This window comes from Burkholderia sp. Bp9099, assembly GCF_003857805.1.
GTDB lineage: Bacteria > Pseudomonadota > Gammaproteobacteria > Burkholderiales > Burkholderiaceae > Burkholderia.
Genome location: NZ_QTPU01000007.1, coordinates 110,483 through 132,902, shown reverse-complemented (window position 1 = coordinate 132,902; position 22,420 = coordinate 110,483). Strand labels below are relative to the sequence as shown.

General features: G+C 67.6%; 22 protein-coding genes and 1 tRNA gene. 11 read left to right on the top strand and 12 right to left on the bottom strand.

Annotated elements, in window-relative coordinates; genetic code table 11:
* Positions 1–118: 118 nt before the first annotated feature.
* From clpX to tig, 3 genes are all read right to left on the bottom strand, one after another.
* Positions 119–1,390, bottom strand: coding sequence for an ATP-dependent Clp protease ATP-binding subunit ClpX (gene clpX / locus DIE17_RS09780; RefSeq protein ID WP_006754177.1), 1,272 nt, complete (start codon positions 1,388–1,390; stop codon positions 119–121).
* Between the two features lie 164 nt (positions 1,391–1,554).
* Entirely contained in the window at positions 1,555–2,208 is a 654-nt protein-coding gene (gene clpP / locus DIE17_RS09775) for an ATP-dependent Clp endopeptidase proteolytic subunit ClpP (protein ID WP_006496351.1), read from the bottom strand.
* Between the two features lie 140 nt (positions 2,209–2,348).
* Positions 2,349–3,695, bottom strand: a complete 1,347-nt coding sequence (gene tig / locus DIE17_RS09770) for a trigger factor (protein WP_044843676.1) — start codon at positions 3,693–3,695, stop codon at positions 2,349–2,351.
* Between the two features lie 375 nt (positions 3,696–4,070).
* Here tig and DIE17_RS09765 point away from each other — a divergent pair, with 375 nt between their 5' ends.
* A complete protein-coding gene (locus DIE17_RS09765) occupies positions 4,071–5,216 on the top strand; it encodes a glycerate kinase (protein WP_124520061.1) in 1,146 nt (381 codons plus the stop codon).
* A gap of 62 nt (positions 5,217–5,278) precedes the next feature.
* Positions 5,279–5,728 carry a MarR family winged helix-turn-helix transcriptional regulator gene (locus DIE17_RS09760; RefSeq protein WP_124486232.1) on the top strand — a complete coding sequence of 150 codons (450 nt, stop codon included), beginning with the start codon at positions 5,279–5,281 and terminating at the stop codon, positions 5,726–5,728.
* Between the two features lie 229 nt (positions 5,729–5,957).
* Here the strand turns inward: DIE17_RS09760 and DIE17_RS09755 are convergent, their stop codons facing one another.
* The gene (locus DIE17_RS09755; RefSeq protein WP_124520059.1) at positions 5,958–6,956 is read right to left on the bottom strand and encodes a 2-dehydropantoate 2-reductase; all 999 of its coding nucleotides are present in this window, start codon (positions 6,954–6,956) and stop codon (positions 5,958–5,960) included.
* Positions 6,957–7,057: 101 nt separating this feature from the next.
* The gene (locus DIE17_RS09750) at positions 7,058–8,203 is read right to left on the bottom strand and encodes a helix-turn-helix transcriptional regulator (RefSeq protein WP_124486230.1); all 1,146 of its coding nucleotides are present in this window, start codon (positions 8,201–8,203) and stop codon (positions 7,058–7,060) included.
* 302 nt (positions 8,204–8,505) lie between these two features.
* Between DIE17_RS09750 and DIE17_RS09745 the strand changes: the two genes are divergently transcribed.
* The 4 genes from DIE17_RS09745 to DIE17_RS09730 all read left to right on the top strand — a co-directional run bounded on the left by DIE17_RS09745 (position 8,506) and on the right by DIE17_RS09730 (position 12,249).
* Complete coding sequence (locus DIE17_RS09745; protein WP_124486229.1) at positions 8,506–9,552, top strand: porin; 1,047 nt, start codon at positions 8,506–8,508, stop codon at positions 9,550–9,552.
* A 22-nt stretch (positions 9,553–9,574) separates the two neighbouring features.
* Positions 9,575–10,795: an MFS transporter gene (locus DIE17_RS09740; RefSeq protein WP_124520057.1), complete on the top strand. Its 1,221-nt coding sequence runs from the start codon at positions 9,575–9,577 to the stop codon at positions 10,793–10,795.
* A gap of 16 nt (positions 10,796–10,811) precedes the next feature.
* Positions 10,812–11,921, top strand: a complete 1,110-nt coding sequence (locus DIE17_RS09735; RefSeq protein ID WP_124520055.1) for a class II histone deacetylase — start codon at positions 10,812–10,814, stop codon at positions 11,919–11,921.
* A gap of 97 nt (positions 11,922–12,018) precedes the next feature.
* Positions 12,019–12,249 (top strand): hypothetical protein, encoded by a 231-nt coding sequence (locus DIE17_RS09730; RefSeq protein WP_044843684.1) that lies wholly within the window; start codon positions 12,019–12,021, stop codon positions 12,247–12,249.
* Between the two features lie 92 nt (positions 12,250–12,341).
* Here DIE17_RS09730 and DIE17_RS09725 read toward each other — a convergent pair whose 3' ends face one another.
* Both DIE17_RS09725 and DIE17_RS09720 read right to left on the bottom strand, forming a co-directional pair.
* Positions 12,342–12,635: a hypothetical protein gene (locus tag DIE17_RS09725; protein WP_124520053.1), complete on the bottom strand. Its 294-nt coding sequence runs from the start codon at positions 12,633–12,635 to the stop codon at positions 12,342–12,344.
* A gap of 194 nt (positions 12,636–12,829) precedes the next feature.
* A tRNA-Leu gene (locus DIE17_RS09720) sits at positions 12,830–12,916 on the bottom strand.
* A gap of 245 nt (positions 12,917–13,161) precedes the next feature.
* Here DIE17_RS09720 and hpnD point away from each other — a divergent pair.
* Entirely contained in the window at positions 13,162–13,995 is an 834-nt protein-coding gene (hpnD, locus tag DIE17_RS09715) for a presqualene diphosphate synthase HpnD (protein WP_124520051.1), read from the top strand.
* Between the two features lie 24 nt (positions 13,996–14,019).
* On the opposite strand, the gene DIE17_RS09710 is transcribed toward hpnD, so the two are convergent.
* The 3 genes from DIE17_RS09710 to DIE17_RS09700 form a co-directional block, all read right to left on the bottom strand.
* Positions 14,020–15,240: a DUF1501 domain-containing protein gene (locus DIE17_RS09710; protein ID WP_124486224.1), complete on the bottom strand. Its 1,221-nt coding sequence runs from the start codon at positions 15,238–15,240 to the stop codon at positions 14,020–14,022.
* A gap of 76 nt (positions 15,241–15,316) precedes the next feature.
* Complete coding sequence (locus DIE17_RS09705) at positions 15,317–16,822, bottom strand: DUF1800 family protein (protein ID WP_124520049.1); 1,506 nt, start codon at positions 16,820–16,822, stop codon at positions 15,317–15,319.
* Between the two features lie 120 nt (positions 16,823–16,942).
* The gene (locus tag DIE17_RS09700) at positions 16,943–17,221 is read right to left on the bottom strand and encodes a hypothetical protein (protein WP_124486222.1); all 279 of its coding nucleotides are present in this window, start codon (positions 17,219–17,221) and stop codon (positions 16,943–16,945) included.
* Between the two features lie 258 nt (positions 17,222–17,479).
* Between DIE17_RS09700 and ompR the strand changes: the two genes are divergently transcribed.
* From ompR to DIE17_RS09680, 4 genes are all read left to right on the top strand, one after another.
* Positions 17,480–18,214 carry a two-component system response regulator OmpR gene (ompR, locus tag DIE17_RS09695; RefSeq protein ID WP_004192636.1) on the top strand — a complete coding sequence of 245 codons (735 nt, stop codon included), beginning with the start codon at positions 17,480–17,482 and terminating at the stop codon, positions 18,212–18,214.
* 40 nt (positions 18,215–18,254) lie between these two features.
* The gene (locus tag DIE17_RS09690) at positions 18,255–19,616 is read left to right on the top strand and encodes an ATP-binding protein (RefSeq protein ID WP_044843721.1); all 1,362 of its coding nucleotides are present in this window, start codon (positions 18,255–18,257) and stop codon (positions 19,614–19,616) included.
* Between the two features lie 189 nt (positions 19,617–19,805).
* Positions 19,806–20,354, top strand: coding sequence for a peroxiredoxin (locus DIE17_RS09685; protein WP_006478563.1), 549 nt, complete (start codon positions 19,806–19,808; stop codon positions 20,352–20,354).
* 76 nt (positions 20,355–20,430) lie between these two features.
* Positions 20,431–20,958, top strand: a complete 528-nt coding sequence (locus DIE17_RS09680; RefSeq protein ID WP_124520047.1) for a carboxymuconolactone decarboxylase family protein — start codon at positions 20,431–20,433, stop codon at positions 20,956–20,958.
* Between the two features lie 138 nt (positions 20,959–21,096).
* Here the strand turns inward: DIE17_RS09680 and ispF are convergent, their stop codons facing one another.
* Both ispF and ispD read right to left on the bottom strand, forming a co-directional pair.
* The gene (gene ispF, locus DIE17_RS09675) at positions 21,097–21,582 is read right to left on the bottom strand and encodes a 2-C-methyl-D-erythritol 2,4-cyclodiphosphate synthase (protein WP_044843723.1); all 486 of its coding nucleotides are present in this window, start codon (positions 21,580–21,582) and stop codon (positions 21,097–21,099) included.
* Positions 21,583–21,611: 29 nt separating this feature from the next.
* Positions 21,612–22,322 carry a 2-C-methyl-D-erythritol 4-phosphate cytidylyltransferase gene (gene ispD, locus DIE17_RS09670; RefSeq protein ID WP_124486221.1) on the bottom strand — a complete coding sequence of 237 codons (711 nt, stop codon included), beginning with the start codon at positions 22,320–22,322 and terminating at the stop codon, positions 21,612–21,614.
* Between the last annotated feature and the right edge of the window lie 98 nt (positions 22,323–22,420).

The following is a 22,420-nucleotide window of genomic DNA, read 5'->3' as shown; positions in this document are numbered from 1 at the left end:
TATTCGGTAAGAAAGTAACCACCGCGTGTCGAGTCAGAGTTACCCACAAGATAAACGAAAAAAAGCCGCCCACGATCTCATGAACGGCCTTTTTCGCAGAACATCGTCGGCAAGCCGGTCAGTTCGAACCCGCCACCTTCGGCGTGTCCTCATAGATCAGCAGGGGTTTGCCGTCGCCATCGATCACGTTCTCGTCGATGATGACCTTGCTGACCCCTTTCATCGCCGGCAGCTCGTACATCACGTCGAGCAGCGCCTGTTCGATGATCGAACGCAAGCCGCGCGCGCCGGTCTTGCGGCGGATCGCCTTGCGGGCGACTGCCTGCAACGCGCCCGGCCGGATTTCCAGCTCGACGCGCTCCATCGCGAACAGCTTGTGATACTGCTTGACGAGCGCGTTCTTCGGCTCGACCAGGATCTTCATCAGCGCGGCTTCATCGAGCTTGCCGAGCGTCGCGACCACCGGCAGACGGCCGATCAATTCGGGGATCAGACCGAATTTGATCAGGTCTTCCGGTTCCGTTTCGCGCAGCACTTCGCCCGCGTCGCGTTCCTGCTTGCTCTTGACCGTCGCGCCGAAGCCGATGCCCGTCTTTTCGGTGCGATCGGTGATCACCTTCTCGAGGCCGTCGAACGCGCCGCCGCAGATGAACAGGATGTTGGTCGTGTCGACCTGGATGAAATCCTGGTTCGGATGCTTGCGGCCACCCTGCGGCGGCACCGACGCCATCGTGCCCTCGACGAGCTTCAGCAGCGCCTGCTGGACGCCCTCGCCCGACACGTCGCGCGTGATCGACGGGTTGTCCGACTTGCGGCTGATCTTGTCGATTTCGTCGATGTAGACGATCCCGCGCTGGGCCTTGTCGACCTCGTAGTTGCAGTTCTGCAACAGCTTCTGGATGATGTTCTCGACGTCCTCGCCGACGTAGCCGGCTTCGGTCAGCGTCGTCGCATCGGCGATCACGAACGGCACGTTCAGCAACCGCGCGAGCGTCTGCGCGAGCAGCGTCTTGCCGGAGCCCGTCGGGCCGATCAGCAGGATGTTGCTCTTCGACAGCTCGACGTCGTCCTTCTTGTCGAGATGCTTCAGGCGCTTGTAGTGGTTGTACACGGCCACCGCGAGGATCTTCTTCGCACGCTCCTGGCCGATCACGTACTGATCGAGGATGTCGCGAATTTCCTGCGGGCTCGGCAGATCCGACCGGGACAGGCTGGCCTCGACGCCGGCGGCAGCCGCCTCGTCGCGAATGATCTCGTTGCAGAGGTCGATGCACTCATCGCAGATGAATACCGACGGGCCCGCGATGAGTTTCTTCACCTCATGCTGGCTCTTCCCGCAAAACGAGCAATACAACAGCTTCTCGCTGTTCGAACCTTTTTTGTCCGCCATGAATGTAGAGCCTCCGGACAGGTAGATGACATGATACGCCGAATGCTCCGAACGCCGCGCCTAGGGCGCGACCGGAGTCGGCTGGATGCGCTTGCCGCAGATGCTCAGGGCACTCGGGACGTTGCAGGGGCGCCGCGCAAATCGGGGCGGCACCCCACTTAAGCTCACGGGCGCTTCAGCAGCACCTGATCGATCAGCCCGTAAGCCTTCGCGTCCTCGCTCGACATGAAGTTATCACGGTCGGTGTCGCGCGCGATGCGCTCCACGTCCTGGCCCGTATGCTGCGCGAGCAGGTTGTTCAGCCGTTCCTTCAGGTAGAGGATCTCGCGTGCCTGGATCTCGATGTCGGACGCCTGGCCGCGTGCGCCGCCGAGCGGCTGGTGAATCATCACGCGCGAGTTCGGCAGCGCGAAGCGCTTGCCCTTCGCGCCCGACGCGAGCAGGAATGCGCCCATGCTGGCCGCGAGACCCATGCACAGCGTCGACACGTCCGGCTTGATGAACTGCATCGTGTCGTAGATCGCCATGCCGGCCGACACCGAGCCGCCCGGGCTGTTGATGTAGAGGCTGATGTCCTTGTCGGGATTCTCGCTCTCGAGGAACAGCAATTGCGCGACCACGAGGTTGGCGGTCTGGTCGTTCACTTCGCCGACCATGAACACCAGGCGCTCCTTCAGGAGACGCGAATAGATATCGTACGAACGCTCGCCGCGGCCGCTCGTTTCGACGACGATCGGCACCAGCCCCAGCGCTTGCGCCTCGAAACCCTGCGGCGCGTTCGAAGCAAGCATGTCCAGCAATTCAGCGCGAGTGATCATTCAATGAACCTTGTTCGAATGGAAAATTGAACGGAGGGAAGCCGCCCGCTCAATCGCCATATTAATGGCAACCGTGCGCTTGACGTAAAAACGGCGTGCGGGCCGTCGCTCCGACAGCCGGCACGCCGCTAGAGCAACACTTACGCTTGCGCCGATGCGCTCGCGAGTGCCTCGAAGCTCACTTCCTTGTCCGTCACCTTTGCCTTGCCCAGCACGAAGTCGACGACGTTGCTTTCAACGACGAACGCTTCCATCTCGGCGAGGCGCTGCTGGTTCGAATAATACCAGCGGACCACTTCCTTCGGGTCTTCGTAGCTCTTCGCGAACTCGTCGACTTCCGCGCGGATCTGTTCCGGCTTCGCTTCGAGGCCGTTCGACTTCACGAGCTCGGCCAGCACGAGGCCCAGCTTCACGCGACGCTCCGCCTGCTCGGCGAACATCTCGGCCGGGATCGGTGCGTCCTTCGCGTTCGGCACGCCGCGCTGCGCCAGATCCTGGCGAGCCATTTCGACGAGACGTTGCTGGTCTTGTTCGATCAGGGCCTTCGGCACGTCGAGTTCGGAAATCTTCAGCAGCGCGTCCATCACCTGGTTCTTGACGATGGCTTGCGTGCGACGCTTCGCTTCGCGCTCGAGGTTTTCCTTGATTTCGGCGCGCATCTTCGTCAGGTCGCCGTCTTCGATGCCGAGCGACTTCGCGAATTCGGCGTCGATTTCCGGCAGGTGCGGCCATTCGATCTTCTTCATCGTGACCGTGAATTGCGCCGTCTTGCCCGCCACGTCCTTGCCGTGGTAGTCGTCCGGGAACTTCAGCTCGAACGTGCGCTGTTCGCCGGCCTTCAGGCCGAGCGCCGCCGTTTCGAATTCCGGCAGCATGCGGCCTTCGCCGAGCACGAACGGGAAGTCTTCGGCCGTGCCGCCCTGGAACGCGACGTCGTCGATCTTGCCGACGAAGTCGACCGTCACGCGGTCGCCGTTCTTCGCTGCGGTGTCCTCACCGCCGTCGCCGTGCTCGCCGGCTTCGCCACGAGCGTGGTAGTGCACGCGCTGCTTGCGCAGGATGTCCAGCGTGCGGTCGATTTCGGCGTCGCCGATCGACGTCGTCGAGCGCTCGACTTCAGCCGTCGCCAGATCGCCGATCTTCACTTCCGGGTAGACCTCGAACGTCGCGTCGAACGCGTACGCATCTTCAGCCTGTTCCTGCTTCGGCTCGAAGCTCGGCTGGCCGGCGACGCGCAGGTTTTCCGCGCGGCTGATCGTGAAGAATTCCTGGCCGATCTTGTCGCTCAGCACTTCCGCCTCGACCTGACCCGAGTATTGCTGGGCGACCATCTTCAGCGGCACCTTGCCCGGGCGGAAACCCGGCATGCGAACGTTCTTCGCGAGTTTCTGGATACGGGCGTCGATTTCCTTCTGCACGGTGTCCTTCGGCAGGGAAATCGTCACGCGGCGTTCAAGCTTGCCGAGGTTCTCAACAACGTTAGCCATGGCTTCAATCGTCCTAAAATTATTCGAGCGAATCGGGTTTTCCTTGCCGTGCCTGCCTGCGGCGTGAGGTGCGTCTCACGCACACGCCGCGCCGGAGCGCCACGCCATCCCTGCACGCGCCGGATGGCTAGCGCAAGCGGCTCGGAGCACGGCTTTGGCCGGAAGAATCGACTATTCTAGCAAACAATCTTCCTCATACCGCCAGATCGGCACGACAACCGTGCGCACCCGCGGTGCCGCCCGCTCCCGCGCGCGGATCGCCGCTATGCCGAACGCCGTATCCACCGCGGGCCCACCATCCTGTAAGCTCCGATTGAAGGTACGCCGCGGCCGCGGCCGCCATTCTTCACACCAATCACGCCTTCCGGAGACACCATGCCGCAACACCCGTCCGCGCCTGTCGTCGTCATCGCGCCCGATTCGTTCAAAGGCTCGCTTTCCGCCGAGCAGGTCGCGGACGCGATCGCCACCGGCATCCGCCGCGCCCGGCCCGATGCGGTCGTGCGCCGCTGCCCGATGGCCGACGGCGGCGAAGGCACGCTCGACGCGATGCTGGCGGGCGGCGGCACGCGGCGCACGCTGCAGGTGGCCGGCGCGTCGCTCGCCGCACGCGATGCGGCGGTCGGCGTGATCGACGCGCGCACCGCGATCGTCGAGACTGCCGAGATCGTCGGCATTACCGATGCGGTCGGCATGAGCGTGCCGGTCGACGCGCGCAGCACGCGCGGCATGGGCGAAGCGATCCGCACGCTGCTCGACGAGGGCGTGCGCCGCTTCTTCGTCGCGCTCGGCGGCAGCAGCACCAACGACGCGGGCGCAGGGTTGCTCGCGGGCCTCGGCCTGCAATGCTTCGACGCGGCCGGCCAGCCGGTCGAACCCGTGCCGGCACGACTCGCCGACATCGCGCGGATCGACGCGGCGGGGCTCGATCCGCGCCTGCAGGACGCGGAATTCATCGGCATGTCCGACGTCGACAACCCGCTGACGGGCGCGCATGGCGCAACCGCGGTGTTCGGTCCGCAAAAGGGCGTGACGCCCGCGCAGGTCGCGACCCTCGACGCCGCGCTCGGCCATTTCGCCGACCTGCTCGAGACCGCGCTCGACCGGCGCTGCCGCGACCTGGCCGGTGCCGGCGCCGCGGGCGGCCTCGGCTTCGCGCTGCACATGCTCGGCGCGCAGTTCGAAGCCGGCGCGGAAGTCGTCGCGCGGCAGGTCGGGCTCGATGCGGCACTGGCCGGCGCCGACTGGCTGATCACCGGCGAAGGCCGCTCCGACGTGCAGACGCTGCACGGCAAGGCGCCGTTCATCGCGTGCCGCCACGCGCGGGTCGCGGGCGTGCCCGCGTCGCTGCTGTCGGGCGCGGTCGACCCGGCCGCACTGCCGCGCCTGTCCGAACACTTTTCCGGCTGCTTCTCGCCGGCGCCCGGCCCGATCACGCTCGACGTCGCGATCCGCGACGCGGCGAACCTGCTCGCGAACGAAGCGGAACAGTTGACACGGCTGAAGTACGGCGCACACTGACCGTTGACCCGAGCGCGCGATACAGGAACAATCGGGCCCGCCCTTTTTCTTCAGGATTCGACATGAAAGGCCGACAAGCCGGGCTCGACCAGTTTCTGACCTATCGCCTCCATGCGCTCGCGAAGCGATCCGACCGCGGGATCGCCGACGTGTACCGGCACAAGCTGGACATCTCGCTGCCCGAGGCGCGCGTGATCGCCGCCGTCGGCGCCTTCGGTCCGTTTTCGATCATGGATCTCGCGCGCCACACCAATCTCGACAAGAGCCAGGCGAGCCGCGCGGCGGAAGCGCTGCTGCGCCAGGGGCTGCTCGAGCGAAGCGCGAGCGAGGAGGATGGCCGGATCGTGCTGATCGCGCTGACCACCGACGGCCGCGCGCTGCATCGCAAGATCATGCCGATCGTGCGCAAGTGGAATGAAGGCTTGCTCGCGTGCCTGTCCGACAGCGAGCGCCAGACGTTCGAGCGGCTGCTCGACAAGGTGGTCGCGAGCGCGATCGAACGCGACGACTGAACCGCTTGGCGGGCGTAGTCGGCGCCGCCCCTATCGCGAAGGTGCGGCATGGGCTGCAATCGCTGCGGCCGCGCACATGTTTCAGGCGCCTGCCGCTTTACCCGGATTTATTCGGATGAATCCCGCGGGCCGCCCGAGTCGCGCAAGCGTGGGCGGCGGCCCGGGCGACCGCTCGCCGTTTCGTCATTCTTCCCTGCATGCCGGCCATCGCCGCCGCGCTCTCCCTCCGCTACAGCCCGCTGTTCGCCGCACGCTGACGCAGCAACCCCAGCACCGCGTCGCAATACGGCGTCGGCACGCCGAGCTTGCGCCCCAGTTCAGGAAACACGCCGAGGATCGGCCCGATTTCCAGCGGCCGCCCGGCCTCGAAATCCTGCAGCATCGATGTCTTGAACGCGCCGAGCTTGCGCGTCACGGCAATCCGCTCCGGCCCGCTCATCCCCGCATCGAGGCCGAGCTTCGCGCCGATCGCGGCCGCCTCCTCCATCATCCGCAACGCGAGATCCCGCGTGAACGGATCGTCGAGCAGCTGCTCGGCGGTCGACCCCGTCAGCGCGCTCAACGGATTCATGTTCATGTTGCCCCACAGCTTCGCCCAGATCTCGGTGCGGATCGCCGGCGTCGACTCGACGTCGAAGCCGCCCGCGGCAAGCGCCGCCGCGAACCGCGCGGTCGGCGCGGCGAGCCGATGGTCGGGCGAGCCGACGATCAGGCGGTTGCCGCGGCCGCGGCGCACGACACCCGGTGCATCGGTGCTCGACGACAGGTGCACGACGCAGCCGATCGCCTGTGCGGGCGGCAACGCCGCCGAGACTGCACCCGCCGGGTCGACCGCGTCGAGCGGCACGCCGTCGAGCGGGCCCGCGAGCCCGTGCGTGAACCACCACGGCAGCCCGTTCATCGCGGCGACGATCACCGTGCCGGGCCCGACCAGCGGCGCGATGCGCGCGGCCAGCGCCGGCAGCGCCTGCGCCTTCAGCGCGATCACCACGTAGTCCTGCACGCCGAGCGCAACCGCGTCGTCGCTCGCGCGCACCGGGACCGACGACATGACGCCCGCCTCGTCGATCACGCGCACGCCGTGCGTGTCCAGTGCATCGAGCGTCGCACCGCGCGCGAATGCGCTCACCGTCATGCCGGCCCGCGACAGCGCGGCCGCGAGCAACCCGCCGATCGCGCCGACACCGACCACCGCCACGCGCACCGACCCTGAATTCGTGTCGTTCATGATGGAAATCCGTCTACCGGGAGCTGACGAGCATAACGCTCAATGGTTGCGGATACAACCATTCGTGCCAGCACCCGCATGCCTGTGCCGGCACGAACGATTCAGCGCGCCGCGCCACCTGCCTCCACCGGCTCGTCGTCGGTCGGGCCGCCCGTCGCGCCGAGCACGCCGGCGATCTGGCTCTTGTCGTGCATGCCGAGCTTGCGGTACGCGCAGCGCAGGTAGTGACGCACGGTCGTCGGCGAAATCGCCATCTGCTGCGCGACCTCCTTGTGCGAACGGCCGGCACCGTAATAGCGGATCGCCGCCAGCTCTCGCGGACTCAGCCGGTCGAGCAGCGAGCGCGGCCGCGCCTCGATCTGGAACAGTCCCGCGACGGGCACGCACTGGATGCGCAACGCATCGCCGATGAACGGCTGGCCCGACTGGCGCCGCACGTGCGCGACCAGCGGCTCCGGTACGCGCGGGCCCGTCCACGCCGGCCATTCGGTGCGCAGCACGTCGTCGAAGCCGTGATCGGCGTGATGCAGCACGCCGAAGTTGTCGCACAGCGCGCGCGCCGCCGGCGCCACCGCGTCGCCGCGCTCGCGCGTGAGCTGCGCCGCGCGATTGATCGTCAGCGCGGCCGCCAGATGCGGGATCACTTCCTCGAAGCGGCTCGCGTCGTCGTCGCTGAACGGACGGTTCAGGCCCTGGCGGTAGATCGACATGAACGTCGTCAGCCCGAAGCGGCGGTCGAGCGTACACACGCACATCAGTTGCGCCAGCCCGTACTTCACGCACCAGTCGCGAAACCGCGCGTCGAACCCGGGCTCGACGACCGACAATCGCACCGCGCGACCGTGCGCGCCGAGCAGCGTGCGCTGCGCGAGCGGATCGCAGTCGCGCACGCGTTTCCAGTCGCTGAAGAACGCATGCGGCAGACGGTAGAGGAAACTGTTGTGCATCACGGGGCCGGTCGGCACGTGCGTCGCGACGCCGGTCCACGCGGCGTCGAACGGGATGAGCCCCTGCAGCAGCGAAAAGAAGCGGCACTCGAATTCGCCGATGCCCGACTGCGCGGCGAGCGCGTACAGATCGAGCAGCATCAGGCCGAGTTCGCGCCGCGCCGCGTCGCCGCGGGTCACGCCGTCGAAATCGGCGCGGCGCGGCGGCAGCGGCGGCCAGGCGGATTCCTCGAGCACGATCGCGGCCGGCACGTCGCGCAACGCGTCGAGATCCTGCCCGATATCCGTCGTGATCCTCACCTTCCGCTCCCCTGCCCGATCGGGCCGCTGATGCGCGCAACGCAGACCGGCCGATTATAGCGACCGGCATTTTTGGCGGGCGCCGCCGCCGGAGTACACGACAGCCCCATCCATTTGAACGGGACGCCGCCCGTTGCTGCCGCGCAGCACGCCGCGCCGCGGCGTCGCGGCGCGTCCATGCCGTGCACCGCGGGTTTTCCATACCGTTCATCTGCACGACTGTTCGCCGGTTTTCCCGCTGCGGACACTGCGTCGCGACAACACCAACGACAAACGATGCAGGACGGTATGGAGAACCCCACGTGATGACACCCCGCTTCATCCGCACGGCGACGGCCGCCGCTGCGCTCGCTGCGTGCAGCTTCGCCGCACACGCGCAATCGACCCTCACGCTGTACGGCGCGCTCGACGCCGGCGTGCAGTACCTGACGCATGCCGACGGACGGCACGCGGCCGTGCAGTTGCAGAACTACGGCATCCTGCCGTCGCAGGTCGGGCTCAAGGGCACCGAGGATCTCGGCGGCGGCTGGCGCGCGCTGTTCAAGCTCGAACAGGGTCTCAACATCAACGACGGCACCGCGACCGTCCCCGGCTACGCGTTCTTCCGCGGCGCGTACGTCGGCATCGCGGGGCCCGTCGGCACCGTCACGCTCGGCCGGCAGTTCAGCGTGCTGTTCGACAAGACGCTGTTCTACGACCCGCTGTGGTACGCGTCGTACAGCGGCCAGGGTGTGGTCGTGCCGATGAACGCGAACTTCATCGACCACTCGATCAAGTACCAGTCGCCGGCGTTCGCCGGCTTCGATGTCGAGGCCCTCGCCGCGACGGCCGGCGTCGCGGGCAATACGCGCGCGGGGCGCGTGCTCGAACTCGGCGGCCAGTACACGAGCAACGGGCTGTCGGTCAGCGCGGTGCTGCATCAGGCGCACGGCGACGCGTCGGCGGCGGGCGACGCGTCCGCGCGCCGCCGCGAGCTCGGCACGCTCGCCGCGCGTTATGCGTTCGCGACGCTGCCGCTCACCGTCTACGCGGGCGTCGAACGCCTGACCGGCGACCTCGATGCGGCGCGCACGATCGTCTGGGGCGGCGCGCGCTACCTGACGTCGGGCGGAATCGGGCTGAACGCGGGCGTCTACCACACCGATTCGCACACGCCGACGATCGGCCGCCCGACGCTGTTCATCGCGAGCACCACCTACGCGCTGTCGAAACGCACCGTCGCCTACCTGAACCTCGGTTATGCGCGCAACAGCGGCCAGAGTTCGCAGACCGTCTACGAATACGACCCGACACCGCTCGCCGGCGCATCGCAGTTCGGCGCGATGGTCGGCATGTACCACCTGTTCTGATTCCGTCCAGCGAGATTCCGCCATGAAAACCCTTTGCTCCACCGATGCAGCACTGCCGTCCGACGGCCGCGCGTCGCGGTTCGCGCGCTCGACGCTCGTCGCCCTCGTCGTGTTCGCGGCCATCACGCCGCTGCTGCTGCTCGTCGCGCCGGCCGTCGCCGGTCAGTTGGCGACACAGCTCGGGCTGTCCGCGTCGCAGATCGGCACCTACTTCTTCGTCGAACTCGGTGCGTTCAGCCTCGCGACCGTGCCGTCGTACCTGTGGCTCGGCCGTGTCGATGCGCGCCGCGTTGCCGCCTGCGCGATCGCGCTGTTCGGCGCGGGCAATCTCCTGACCGCGCTTTGGATGCCCGGCTTCGTCACGCTGCTCGCGTTGCGTGCCGTCACCGCGCTCGGCGGCGGCTCGCTGATGGTGCTCTGCATGACCAGTGCGGCCACGAGCGAGAACAGCGATCGCGTGTACGGCCTCTGGGTTGTCGGCCAGTTGATCGCCGGCGCGATCGGCCTGTTCGTGCTGCCACACGTGTTCGCCGGGTTCGGGCTGCGCGCGCTGTACGTCGCGCTGGCCGTGCTCGCGCTGCTTGCCGCGCCGCTGTCGCGCGGCTTTCCGGCGACGCTCGGTGCGCGGAGCGCGTCGGCGCGGGCCGCGCGCGGCGCTGCGACGAATACGCCGCAGCGCTTCGTCGCGCTCGCGATCGGTGCGGTGCTGACCTTCTATCTCGCGATCGGCAGCGTGTGGACCTTCGCGAGCCGCGCGGCAGCGGAAGCCGGACTCGATCCGCAAGCGACCGGCAACGTGCTCGCGATCGCGAGCGTGATGGGGATTGCCGGCGCGGCGCTCGCATCCTGCGCGGGCGGCCGGCTTGCGCGGCGCACGATGCTGGCCACCGGTTACGCGCTGCTCGCGGCGTCGCTCGTCGCACTCGCCGCGCTGCCGCATGCGCGCGGCTACAGCGCCGCGATCTTCGCGTTCAAGTTCGCGTGGACGTTCGTACTGCCGTTCATTCTCGCGACCGTCGCACAGATCGATACGTCCGGGCGCCTCGTCGCGACGCTCAATTTCGTGATCGGTACGGGCCTCGCGGCCGGCCCGCTGCTCGCCGGGCTGTTGCTCGATGCCGGCGGCACGATGCACGCGCTGTTCGCGGCCGCCACTGCCGTCGCGATCGCGTCGTTCGCCGCGCTGCGCCATATCGATCGCCGCGCGCGGATTGCCGCGGCTGCCATTTCCTCCCAACCGTGACAGGTCAAGCACATCCATGAATCGCACTGCCTTCTTCACCGACGAACGCACGTTCTGGCACACCGGCGGCACGCACGCGCTGTTCTTCCCGGTCGGCGGCTGGGTCCAGCCGCCATCGAGCACCGGCTACGCGGAATCGCCCGATTCGAAGCGCCGCTTCCTGTCGCTCGTGCAGGCGTCGGGCCTTGCCGCTCACCTCGACCTGCGCGGTGCCGCGCCGGCCACCACCGGCGATCTGCTGCGGATTCATCCGGCGAGCTATCTCGACGCGTTCCGCGCGCTCAGCGATGCGAACGGCGGCGACCTCGGCGATCTCGCGCCGTTCGGCAAAGGGAGCTACGAGATCGCCGCGCTGTCCGCCGGCCTCGCGATCGCGGCAGTCGACACGGTCGTCGGCGGGCATGCGGCCAACGCGTTCTCGCTGTCGCGCCCGCCCGGCCATCACTGCCTGCGCGATCGCCCGATGGGCTTCTGCCTGCTCGCGAACATCCCGATCGCGATCGAGGCCGCGCGCGCGAAGCATGCGATCGAGCGCGTCGCGGTGATCGACTGGGACGTGCATCACGGCAACGGCACGCAGTCGATCTACTACGACGATCCGGACACGCTGACGATCTCGCTGCACCAGGACCGCTGCTTTCCGCCCGGCTACAGCGGCGGCGACGAGCGCGGCGAAGGCGCGGGCGTCGGCGCGAACCTGAACGTGCCGCTGCTCGCGGGCAGCGGCGACGACGCGTATCGCCATGCGTTCGAGCGGATCGTGCTGCCGGCGCTGGAACGGTTCCGGCCGGAGCTGATCGTCGTCGCGAGCGGTCTCGATGCCAGCGCGGTCGACCCGCTCGCGCGCATGCAGTTGCATACCGACAGTTACCGGTACATGACGCGGGCGGTGAAGGAGGCGGCACGGCGCCACTGCGGCGGACGGCTCGTGATCGTGCACGAAGGCGGCTATTCGGAGGCTTACGTGCCGTTCTGCGGACTCGCGATCGTCGAGGAACTGGCCGGCATCCGCACCGAGGTCGCCGATCCGATGCTCGACCTCGCGATCGCGCAGCAGCCGGGCGAGCGGTTCGTCACGTTCCAGCGCGAGCTGCTCGACGAACTGGCCGCGTCGTTCGGGTTGTAACGCGCGCTCACCAACGAGATGGGGCCGGCCCTTGCGCGATCGGTGCGGATGGGGTTTCCTGTGCTTTTATACCTGCCAGGCCCGGGCCCCTCTTCAGATGAAATCGTCTCCGCGCGAACCCGACACCAACGACAAAGCGCGCCGCCAGCCTTCGAAGCTCGCCCTGAATATCGCCGCGGTGCTGGTCGGCCTCGTCACGTTCGCGATCGGCGTCGCGTGGTTGATCTATAGCTGGATCGTCGATCGCGAAGCGCAGTATTTCGCGATTCCGCTGGTGTTTTCGGTGCCGGTGATCGTGGCGGTCGCGGTGCGGAGTTTCTGGGACTAGGCGCGCGCCGAACGACAAAGCGCCGCGGTCGGTCGACGCGCGGCGCCTTTCATCAAATGCGGTAGCAATATTGGCGGTCCGCTCCCGGCCGCTCACAAGCCCGCGTGCCGACACGGGTTGGGAACCGCGCCCTGATACCCGCTGGCGAAACCCAGTGCGGAACCGAGCAGCGCCGTGCCGATCGATTTCAGGACGGTTTCGCCCGACAGCGACACCCCGCTCGAAATCAGCCGGCCCGAATAGGCCGAACACTCCGGGGAGGCTGCGCCGGTCTGCACGGACCTGGCGCTCCACGCGACGTTGTCGGCGGCCGTCGTGGCAGATGCCGGTACGGCCAGCGCGAGCGTGAGTACGGCAATCGATGTGTGTGCGATGTTCTTCTTCATGGACGATCCTCGGCAGGGAGCACTGCGTACGGGAACTGTAATGAAGAGATGATACGCGCTACGCGACCCGAATTCCCGTGCGCTGGACAGGAGCCGTGTATCGGCGAAAATCGTCATCAACAAAAAAGCGCTGCCGGTCAGCCGACCGGCAGCGCTTTTTTTGAACGGTCCTGGGCGGAGCCCGTTCGACTTCATGGTGCGTGAGGCCGGACTCGAACCGGCACACCCTTGCGGGCGTCAGGACCTAAACCTGGTGCGTCTACCAATTTCGCCACTCACGCGCATTCCTGTCGCCTGACCGCGCGGCACGCAAGAAGCGTGCTCCACGCGCCCGGGCGTCATGCCGGCCCGAAAACCCGAAAACCGGCACGCCCGATCAGGCGAGCGCGAGATTCTACCCGATCCGCGCAGCATTGTCTCGCCCCGCCGGCGCCCGTCGGACAGCGGTGCTAGAATGCCGCGCTCGACGTGCCGGCCACGCGCCGGCACGCGCCCCCCCGAACCCGCCTCCGCCACGACCCCACCCGTGAACTTCGACGACTACTGTCAGCAAAAGGCCGCCCCCGCGGGCTCCAGCGTCTACTACGCGCTGCGCCAGGCGCCGCTCGCCGCCGCACCGCGCCTGACGGCCCTGTTCGCGCTGCGCCGCGAACTCGAGGAAACCGTCAAGGAAACCAGCGATCCGACCGTCGGACACACGAAACTCGCGTGGTGGCACAAGGAACTCGCGGCGCTCGCCGCCGGCGAACCGTCGCACCCGGTCACGAAGGCGCTCGCGCAGCACCACCCGGCGATCGGCGCAGAAACCAACGCGCTGCGCACGCTCGTCAACGGTTACGGGATGGATCTGGAACAGGCGCGTTACCTGGATTTCGCGAACCTGCAGCGCTACATCGCGCAGGTCGGCGGCACCTTTGCGTCGCTGGTCGCGCGCGCAAGCGCCGCGAATCCGGCCGAACCGCAACCGTGGGCCGCGCAGGCCGGCCACGCGCTGATGCTCGCGCAATTCGTGCAGGAACTCGGCAACGATGCGCGCCACGGCCGCATCTATCTGCCGATCGACGAACTGCAACGCTACAACGTGACCGCCGCCGACCTGCTGAATCGCCGCTACAGCCCGGCCTTCAGCGAGCTGCTGCAGTTTCAGACGGCCCGCGCGCGCGAAGCGCTCGCCGCCGCCGACGCGGCGATCCCCGCGTCCGAACGCCGCGCGCAACGCACGCTGCGTGCGCAGATCGCACTGGCCGGCGCGCTGCTCGACGAAATCGAGCGCGACGGCTACCAGGTGCTGCACCAGCGTATCGCGCTGACGCCGATCCGCAAGCTGTGGATCGCGTGGCGCGCCGCACGCGGCCGCTGATCCGCCCCGTCACGCACGACCGCCTCACACCTTCAGCAGCGGCAGCGTCTCGAAGCGCTGCTGCAGCACGTGCGTCGCATCGAGCCCCCACCACGGCCCGAGCACGGTCGCATAGAGCTGGCGGAAATCGACGGCGACCGGCAGGTTGCCGTTGCCGTCGAGATGCCCGAGTGCCGGCGTCGCGCCGTACAGCCCGCCGGCCACGCGGCCGCCCATCACGAAATGCGGCGCGGCGGTACCGTGATCGGTGCCGTTGCTCTGGTTCTCGCGCACGCGCCGCCCGAATTCCGCATACGTCATCACGAGCGTCTGGTTCCAGCGCCCGAGCTCGACCAGCGCGCCGCGCATCGCACTCATCCCTTCCGCGAACTGCCTGAGCAGCGCCGCCTGCTGCCCCGGCTGGTTCTGGTGCGTATCGAAACCGTTGAGCGTGAGCCGCAGCACCGCGACGCCGTCCTGCGCGCCGGGCCCGGACGCCTCGCATGCCGCGAGCACCTGCATCGCGGTCTTCACCGAGGTCCCGAACGTACCGGCCGGAAAGGCCGTCCTGAACTCGCGCATCCCGCCGCGCGGGCGCAGCCGGTCGGCCGCCTTCACGATGTCGTTCTCGACCTCGATGATGTGCGCGAGCGCCGGGTTCCGTTCGCGCAGCGACGACGGTTCGGCCAACCGCGCCGCGCGGATGAACTGCGCGGGATTGACGAGCGCGATCGCGCGCGCGCCGTTCGCGAGCGGTCCCATCTCCGCACTGCCGAGCACGACGCCGTCCGCCGCGAAGCCGGGCGGCACCGGCGCCTGCGCGAACGTGCGCGTGAGCCAGCCTTCGTGCAGGTACTGGTCCGAGCGCGACGCGGTGTCCCAGATCTCGATCGAGCGGAAATGCGACAGGTTCGGCTGCGGATAACCGACGCCCTGCACGATCGCGACCTGTCCGTCGCGCCACAGCGGCATCAACGGCGCGAGCGACGGGTGCAGCCCCGTCTGCGCGTCGAGCTGCAGCACCTGGTCGCGCTTGATGCCGATGCTGCGGCGGAACTGGTAGTAGAGCGGATCCGCATAGGGCACCACCGTGTTGAGGCCGTCGTTGCCGCCCTTCAGTTCGACGAGGATCAGCACGTTCGCATAACCGGTCGCCGGCTGGCGCCTGACCGCGACCATCGATGCCGCCTGCGCGGGCGGCTGCCACAACGACACGCCCGCCGCGGCCGCGGCGCCCGTCAGCGTCAGAAAATCACGTCGGTTCATCGTGCATCCTTCGGCTCGCCGTGCGGCATGGCCACCGCGGCAGCGTGCCTGTTCGTCGTCGTTTCGGTCGTTTCAGTCATTTCAGTTGATAGGCCGGATCCATCAGTAGCGCCTCGAGATACGCGCTGCCGGTCGAGTCCGTATCGATCGCCGCGACCGGCGACACCGGCAGCACCGCATGCTGCAGCTGGAGCTCGGTCGACAATCCCGCAATCGCCTGCGGCCGCGCACGATACTGCGCGAGCCAGCGTTCGAGGTCGAATCGCAGGCCGCCGCGCGCGAGTTTGACCAGCGCGCCGCGCATGCCGGCAACCGACGCGGCGTCCGCAACCGGTATCGCCTGCGCCCGCGCATTCGGCGACGGCGGCGCCATCGCATGCGCGGGCGAGCGCATGCCGGCCGTCTCGGTCGCGCGGAACAACTGCTCGACGAACTGCTTGCGCGCCAGCAGCGTGGTGCTGTTGATCCACATCGCGCCGCCCGGCCAGCCCTTCACGTTCGGCGGATAGAACAGGTTCTGCCCGAGCGTGCGCACGGTGTTCGCGAGCGTCTGCGGATCGCCGTACGCGACGTCGAACAGCCGCACCGACCCGACGACGAACTCGGCCGGCGACTTCACGAGCACGCCGCGATTGCGCGGATCCCAGAACGCGTCGGTCGACCAGAGCGCGGCGAGCGCCGCGCGTATGTCGTAGCCGCTGGCGCGAAACCGCTCGGCCACGGCATCGAGCGCGCCGGCGTCGGGCGTATCGGACACGAATTCGTGCCACAGCTTGCCGGCGATGAAGCTTGCCGTCTCGGGCCGCTTCAACAGGATGTCGAGAAACCCGTCGCCGTCGAACGCGCCGGTCTCGCCGAGGATCGTCTTGTCGCCCGCGTCGTGCCAGTCGGGCCGCACCTCGAAGCGCAGCGTATCGGGATCGACGCTCCAGCCGGTCATCGCGCGCGCGGCTTCGGTCACGTCCCGCTGCGAGTAATGCCCTTCGCCGAGCGTGAACAGCTCCATCACCTCGCGCGCGAAATTCTCGTTCGGGCGGCCCTTGCGGTTGCTCGCGCCGTCGAGATACTGGAGCATCGCCGGATCCTTCGCGACCGCATGCAGCAGCGTGCCGAAGTTGCCGAGCGCCTCGCGCCGAAACAATGCATTCTGCGCGGCCATCGTCTGCGGATACGGGACCTTGTCCTGCCCGGACGTGAAGTGCCCGTGCCAGAACAGCGTCATGCGCTCGGTGAGCGGCGACGGCGTGACGATCATCTCGTTGACCCAGGCGGCGCGCAGCGCATCGTAGCGGACATTGCGCTCGCGCTGCTCGTCGCGGCGCATGTCGGGCGTCAGCGCCTGACGCTGCGCGCGCGTCGGCGGCAGCTCGGCGATCCAGTCGGGCCACGTCGTCACGGGCTCGCGCCGCACGCTGTCGAGCGTGTCGGCCACGACCTGCGCGCGCGTCATGCCGACGACGCGCGCGACGTCGGCGGGCGCGGGAGAGAACCCGGTGCGGCTGAGGAAAAACAGTGCGTCGTCGGCATCGAGCGGCGACTGCATGGCAGGCGACGGCGCCGGGGCGGCAGCGTTCGCTTTCATCGTCGTGGACTCCCGGAGCGCACCGGCGGTGCGGATGCCGGTTCAACGGCGGCACGCATCCGAAAGTTGACCGAAAAATTGCTACGGAATCTTTCCGCGCCGTGCGAACGCGCGTGCGTGTCAGCGCTTGTACAGCTCGCGAACGGCGTCCTCGATGTGCTGGCGCAGCAGGTGGCGCTCCTCGGGCGTCATGTGCCCGTCGCGACGGTGCTGATCGAGATCGGGAGGCACGGCGGAACGGACCGCCGTGTCGGCGGCGCGGTCGGGCTGCGGCGCTTTGCCGCGCGGCAGCTTGCGCGACGAGGCGCCCTGCTCGGGGCGCTGCGCATACGCGAAGTTCGACGCATATGGACCGGCAAGTGCGATCGTCAGCATCAGTGCAATCCGGGCAGATCGCATGACCGTCCTCGCTTCTTTGGTCGATTTGTTCCCTTCGTCACGCGGCAACCGGTTACCTCTGGTACTTGAAAAACCCTGCGGAATTCGGGTGTACAAAGATGAAAGATGGAGTGCAGGGGAGTATCTACCGAATTTCAGCTTCGAGTAAAGGAATCTCTATAGCCTGCCTTTACTCCGCGCGACACTACGGGTAAATTTTGTAACGGACTGTAACGCGCGAAAATACGCGACCGTGCGTGATTTCCCATTCGCGATAAGATGCCGCTCATGGAAACGAAAAACCCCTCCAAGATTCTCGTCGTCGACGACGACCCGCGCCTGCGCGATCTGCTGCGCCGCTATCTCGGCGAGCAGGGTTTCAACGTGTACGTCGCGGAGAACGCGACCGCGATGAACAAGCTCTGGGTGCGCGAGCGCTTCGACCTGCTGGTGCTCGACCTGATGCTGCCGGGTGAAGACGGCCTGTCGATCTGCCGCCGCCTGCGCGGCAGCAACGACCGCACGCCGATCATCATGCTCACCGCGAAGGGCGAGGACGTCGACCGCATCGTCGGCCTCGAGATGGGCGCCGACGACTACCTGCCGAAACCGTTCAACCCGCGCGAACTCGTCGCGCGCATTCACGCGGTGCTGCGCCGCCAGGCGCCGGCCGAACTGCCTGGCGCACCGTCGGAAACCACCGAGGTGTTCGAGTTCGGCGAGTTCTCGCTGAACCTCGCGACGCGCACGCTGACGAAGTCGGGCCAGGAAATTCCGCTGACGACCGGCGAATTCTCGGTGCTGAAGGTGTTCGCGCGCCATCCGCGCCAGCCGCTGTCGCGCGAAAAGCTGATGGAGCTCGCGCGCGGCCGTGAATACGAAGTGTTCGACCGCAGCCTCGACGTGCAGATCTCGCGCCTGCGCAAGCTGATCGAACCGGATCCGGGCAGCCCGCGTTTCATCCAGACCGTCTGGGGCCTCGGCTACGTGTTCATTCCGGACGGCGCCGCCTGATCTTTTCTCTTTCCGGTTTCGCCCGTCCACGGCCCGTCCCATGCGTATCGACCGGCGCCTCCTGCAGCTCGCGTTCGGCGGGCTGTTCTGGCGCACCTTCCTGCTGATCGCGCTGCTGATCTCGGTCAGTCTCGCCGCGTGGTTCCAGAGCTTTCGCGTGATCGAGCGCGAGCCGCGCGCGCAGCGCGTCGCGCTCCAGCTCGTCGCGATCGTGAAGCTCACGCGCACCGCCCTGCTCTATTCCGATCCCGATCTGCGGCGCGCGCTGCTGCAGGATCTCGAGAGCAACGAGGGCGTGCGCGTGTACCCGCGCGAAAAGACCGACAAGTTCAAGCTGCAGCCCGACGAATCGCTGAACCGCCTGATCGAACACGACATCCGCAGCCGGCTCGGCGACGATACCGTGATCGCGCAGTCGGTCAACGACATCCCGGGCGTGTGGATCAGCTTCAAGATCGACGACGACGATTACTGGGTCGCGCTCGACCGCGACCAGCTCGACAGCGTCACGGGCCTGCAGTGGGCCGGCTGGGGCCTGTTCGCGCTCGCGCTGTCGCTGTTCGGCTCGGCGTTCATCACGAGCCTCGTGAACCGGCCGTTCTCGCGGCTCGCGCTCGCCGCGCGGCAGATCGGCTCGGGCCAGACGCCCGAGCTGCTGCCCGAGCGCGGGATGGGCGTCGCGGCCGACACCAACCGCAGCTTCAACCAGATGGTGCGCGACCTCGAACAGCTCGAGGCCGACCGCGCGCTGATGCTCGCGGGCATCTCGCACGACCTGCGCACGCCGCTCGCGCGGCTGCGGCTCGAGACCGAGATGAGCCCGTCCGACCAGGCGACCAAGGACGCGATGGTCGACGACATCGAGCAGATGGACCGCATCATCGCGGCCTTCATCGACTACGCGCGTCCGACCCAGCGCAAGCCGGAGCCGGTCGACCTGTCGTCGATCGCGCACGAAGTCGCCGCGCGCGTGTCGGGCGAGGACGGCGTCGAGATCCGCACGCGGCTCGCGCCGACCGCCGTGATCGAAGCCGACGAGACCGACATGCGCCGCGTGATCGGCAACCTCGTCGAGAACGCGCGCAAATACGGCCAGAGCCGCGACGACGGTGTGTCGCGCATCACGCTCGAGACGCGCGTGACGCACGCGCGCGTCGAGCTGTCGGTGAGCGACGAGGGCCCGGGCATCCCCGAGGACCAGTTGCCGCTCGTGATGCGGCCGTTCTACCGCGTCGACACGGCGCGCACCAAGGCGGACGGCACGGGGCTCGGCATGGCGATCGTGCTGCGCCTCGTCGGCCGCTATCGCGGCGCGCTGCGCCTGCGCAACCGCAGCCCCGAAGCGGGCCTCGAAGTCACGCTCGAATTCCCCGGCGCCGGCAAGGCGCGTGCGACGGCGTGACGCGTTCGCGCACGCTTCTTGCGCGTCACACTATCGGCGCGGTTGAAAAAAACTATGGGAATCGTTAGCCAAAAACTATTGAAGCGATTTATTAATAGTGTTATAGTCGTGCCCATGCTGTCACATCAACGTTGCAGCACCGAGGTAGCTTGACTCAGTCTTCTTCCCAACTCACACAGGAGTATCCGCATGAAAACCGTGGGCGATAAACTCGAAGCATTCACCGTCGTAGCCGCGAAGCCGGGCTTCAACAATCACGAGGAAAACGGCCAGTCGGCGTTCGAGACCGTCACCGAAGCGTCGTTCCCGGGCAAGTGGAAGATCATCTACTTCTATCCGAAGGATTTCACGTTCGTGTGCCCGACGGAAATCGTCGAGTTCGCGAAGCTGACGAAGCAGTTCGAAGAGCGCGATGCCGTCCTGCTCGGCGGCAGCTCGGACAACGAATTCGTGAAGCTCGCATGGCGCCGTGAGCACAAGGACCTCGACAAGCTGAACCACTACTCGTTCGGCGACGTCAAGGGCGAGCTGATCGACCAGCTCGGCGTGCGCGACAAGGAAGCCGGCGTGGCCCTGCGTGCAACGTTCATCGTCGATCCGGACAACACGATCCAGCACGTTTCGGTGAACAACCTGAACGTCGGCCGTAGCCCGGAAGAAGTCCTGCGCATTCTGGACGGCCTGCAAACGGACGAACTGTGCCCGTGCAACCGTGCAGTCGGCGGCGCAACGCTGTAAGCGCATCGATGCACGAAGCCCGCGGCGCACGTCCTGCCTGCGGGCTTTTTTAACGGCCAACCCATAGGAGATATCAATGGAATTCATCGATTCGATTAAGGCACGTATCCCCGACTACGCGAAGGACATTCGCCTGAACCTCGACGGCACGATCTCGCGCTCGTCGCTCGAAGGCACCGATGCAGTCGGCGTCGCGCTGGCGGCGGCGGTCGCGGCGAAGAGTACCGTGCTCGTGAAGACGATCCGCGAAGCCGGCGTGCTGTCGCCCGAAGAGACGAACGCCGTGCTGACGGCGGCCGCGCTGATGGGGATGAACAACACCTGGTATCCGTATGTCGAGATGGCCGACGATGCCGACCTGAAGACGCAGCGCGCCGAGCTGCGGATGGGCGCGTATGCGTCGCACGGCGGCGTCGACAAGCGCCGCTTCGAGATGTACGCGCTCGCCGCGTCGATCGTCGGCAAGTGCCACTTCTGCGTGAAGTCGCACTACGCGCTGCTGAAGAACGAGCAAGGGATGTCGACGACGCAGCTGCGCGACGTCGGCCGCATCGCGTCGGTGATCAACGCCGCCGCGCAGGTGATCGCCGCCGAAGGCGAATAAGCAGCCACGCGAACGGCAGCGCGATACGGCGGTCAAGCGCGCCGGATCGCGCCGCAAAACGAAAATGCCACGCAAGCGCGTGGCATTTTTCATTCCGGCGGCGCAACCTGCGCGCCGCTTCGGACCGGCGTCGGGCGCTCACGCGCCCTGCTTCACCAGCAGCGCGGCGGCCTGCGCCTCGATGCCCTCGCCGCGGCCGAGGTAGCCGAGCTTCTCGTTGGTCTTCGCCTTCACGTTCACGCGCTCGAGCGGCAGGCCGAGATCGGCCGCGAGGTTCGCGCGCATCCCGTCGATGTGCGGCGCGAGCTTCGGCGCCTGCGCGATCACCGTGCTGTCGACGTTCTGGATCGTGAAGCCGGCCGCCTTCACGCGGGCGACGCATTCGCGCAGCAGCACGCGGCTGTCCGCGCCCTTGAACGCCGCGTCGGTGTCGGAGAAATGGCGGCCGATGTCGCCGAGCGCCGCCGCGCCGAACAGCGCGTCGGTGATCGCGTGCAGCAGCACGTCCGCGTCCGAATGGCCGAGCAGGCCGCGCTCGTACGGAATCGTCACGCCGCCGATGATGAGGGGGCGCCCCGGGACGAGCTGGTGCACGTCGTAGCCTTGTCCGATTCTGAAGTCCATGCGTAATCCGGTTTGAGATGAGGTGAAAGTCAGGAAGCGTTCGCGGGGCGCGCGAGGATCGCTTCCGCGAGCGCGAAATCTTCCGGGTACGTGACCTTGAAGTTGCGCAGGCTGCCCTGCACGACGCGCGGCGTATGGCCGGCCCATTCGATCGCGCTGGCCTCGTCGGTCAGGTCGTGCCCTTCGCGCTGCGCGCGCAGGATCGCGTCGCGCAGCATGCCGATGCGGAACATCTGCGGCGTCTGCGCCTGCCACAGCGCGTCGCGCGACTCGGTGCGCGCGATCGCGTCGCCGCCGGCCGGCACGCGCTTGAGCGTATCGGCCACCGGCAGCGCGACGATGCCGCCGACCGGGTCGTCCTTCAGCGTCGCGACCAGCGTGCGGATCAGCGCCGGCGTGATGCCAGGGCGCGCGGCGTCGTGCACGAGCACCCAGTCCTGCTCGGTCGCGCCGAATTCGGCCAGCTCGAGCAGCCCGTTGAGCACCGACGCCTGCCGCGAGCCGCCGCCGCAGCGGCGCACCGCGAAGCGCAGGCCCGCGAAGCGGCGCGCATCGAAGTGCGTGTCGTCGGGCGCGAGGACGACGAGCGTCTGCGCGAATTCGCTGCACGCGTCGAACGCGGCGAGCGTGTAATGCAGGAGCGCGCGGCCGGCCAGCGTGCGGTATTGCTTCGGCACGGCCGAGCCGGAACGGCTGCCCGTGCCGGCGCAAGGAATCAGGGCGAAAAGTCGGGGAGTCACGAAGGGGAAACGCCGGAAAGATGAAATCGAGAAGCGGATTTTATAATAGGTCTTTCGTCTCGACCGGCGCGCCGCGTCGCGCCCGTGCCCGCCACCCC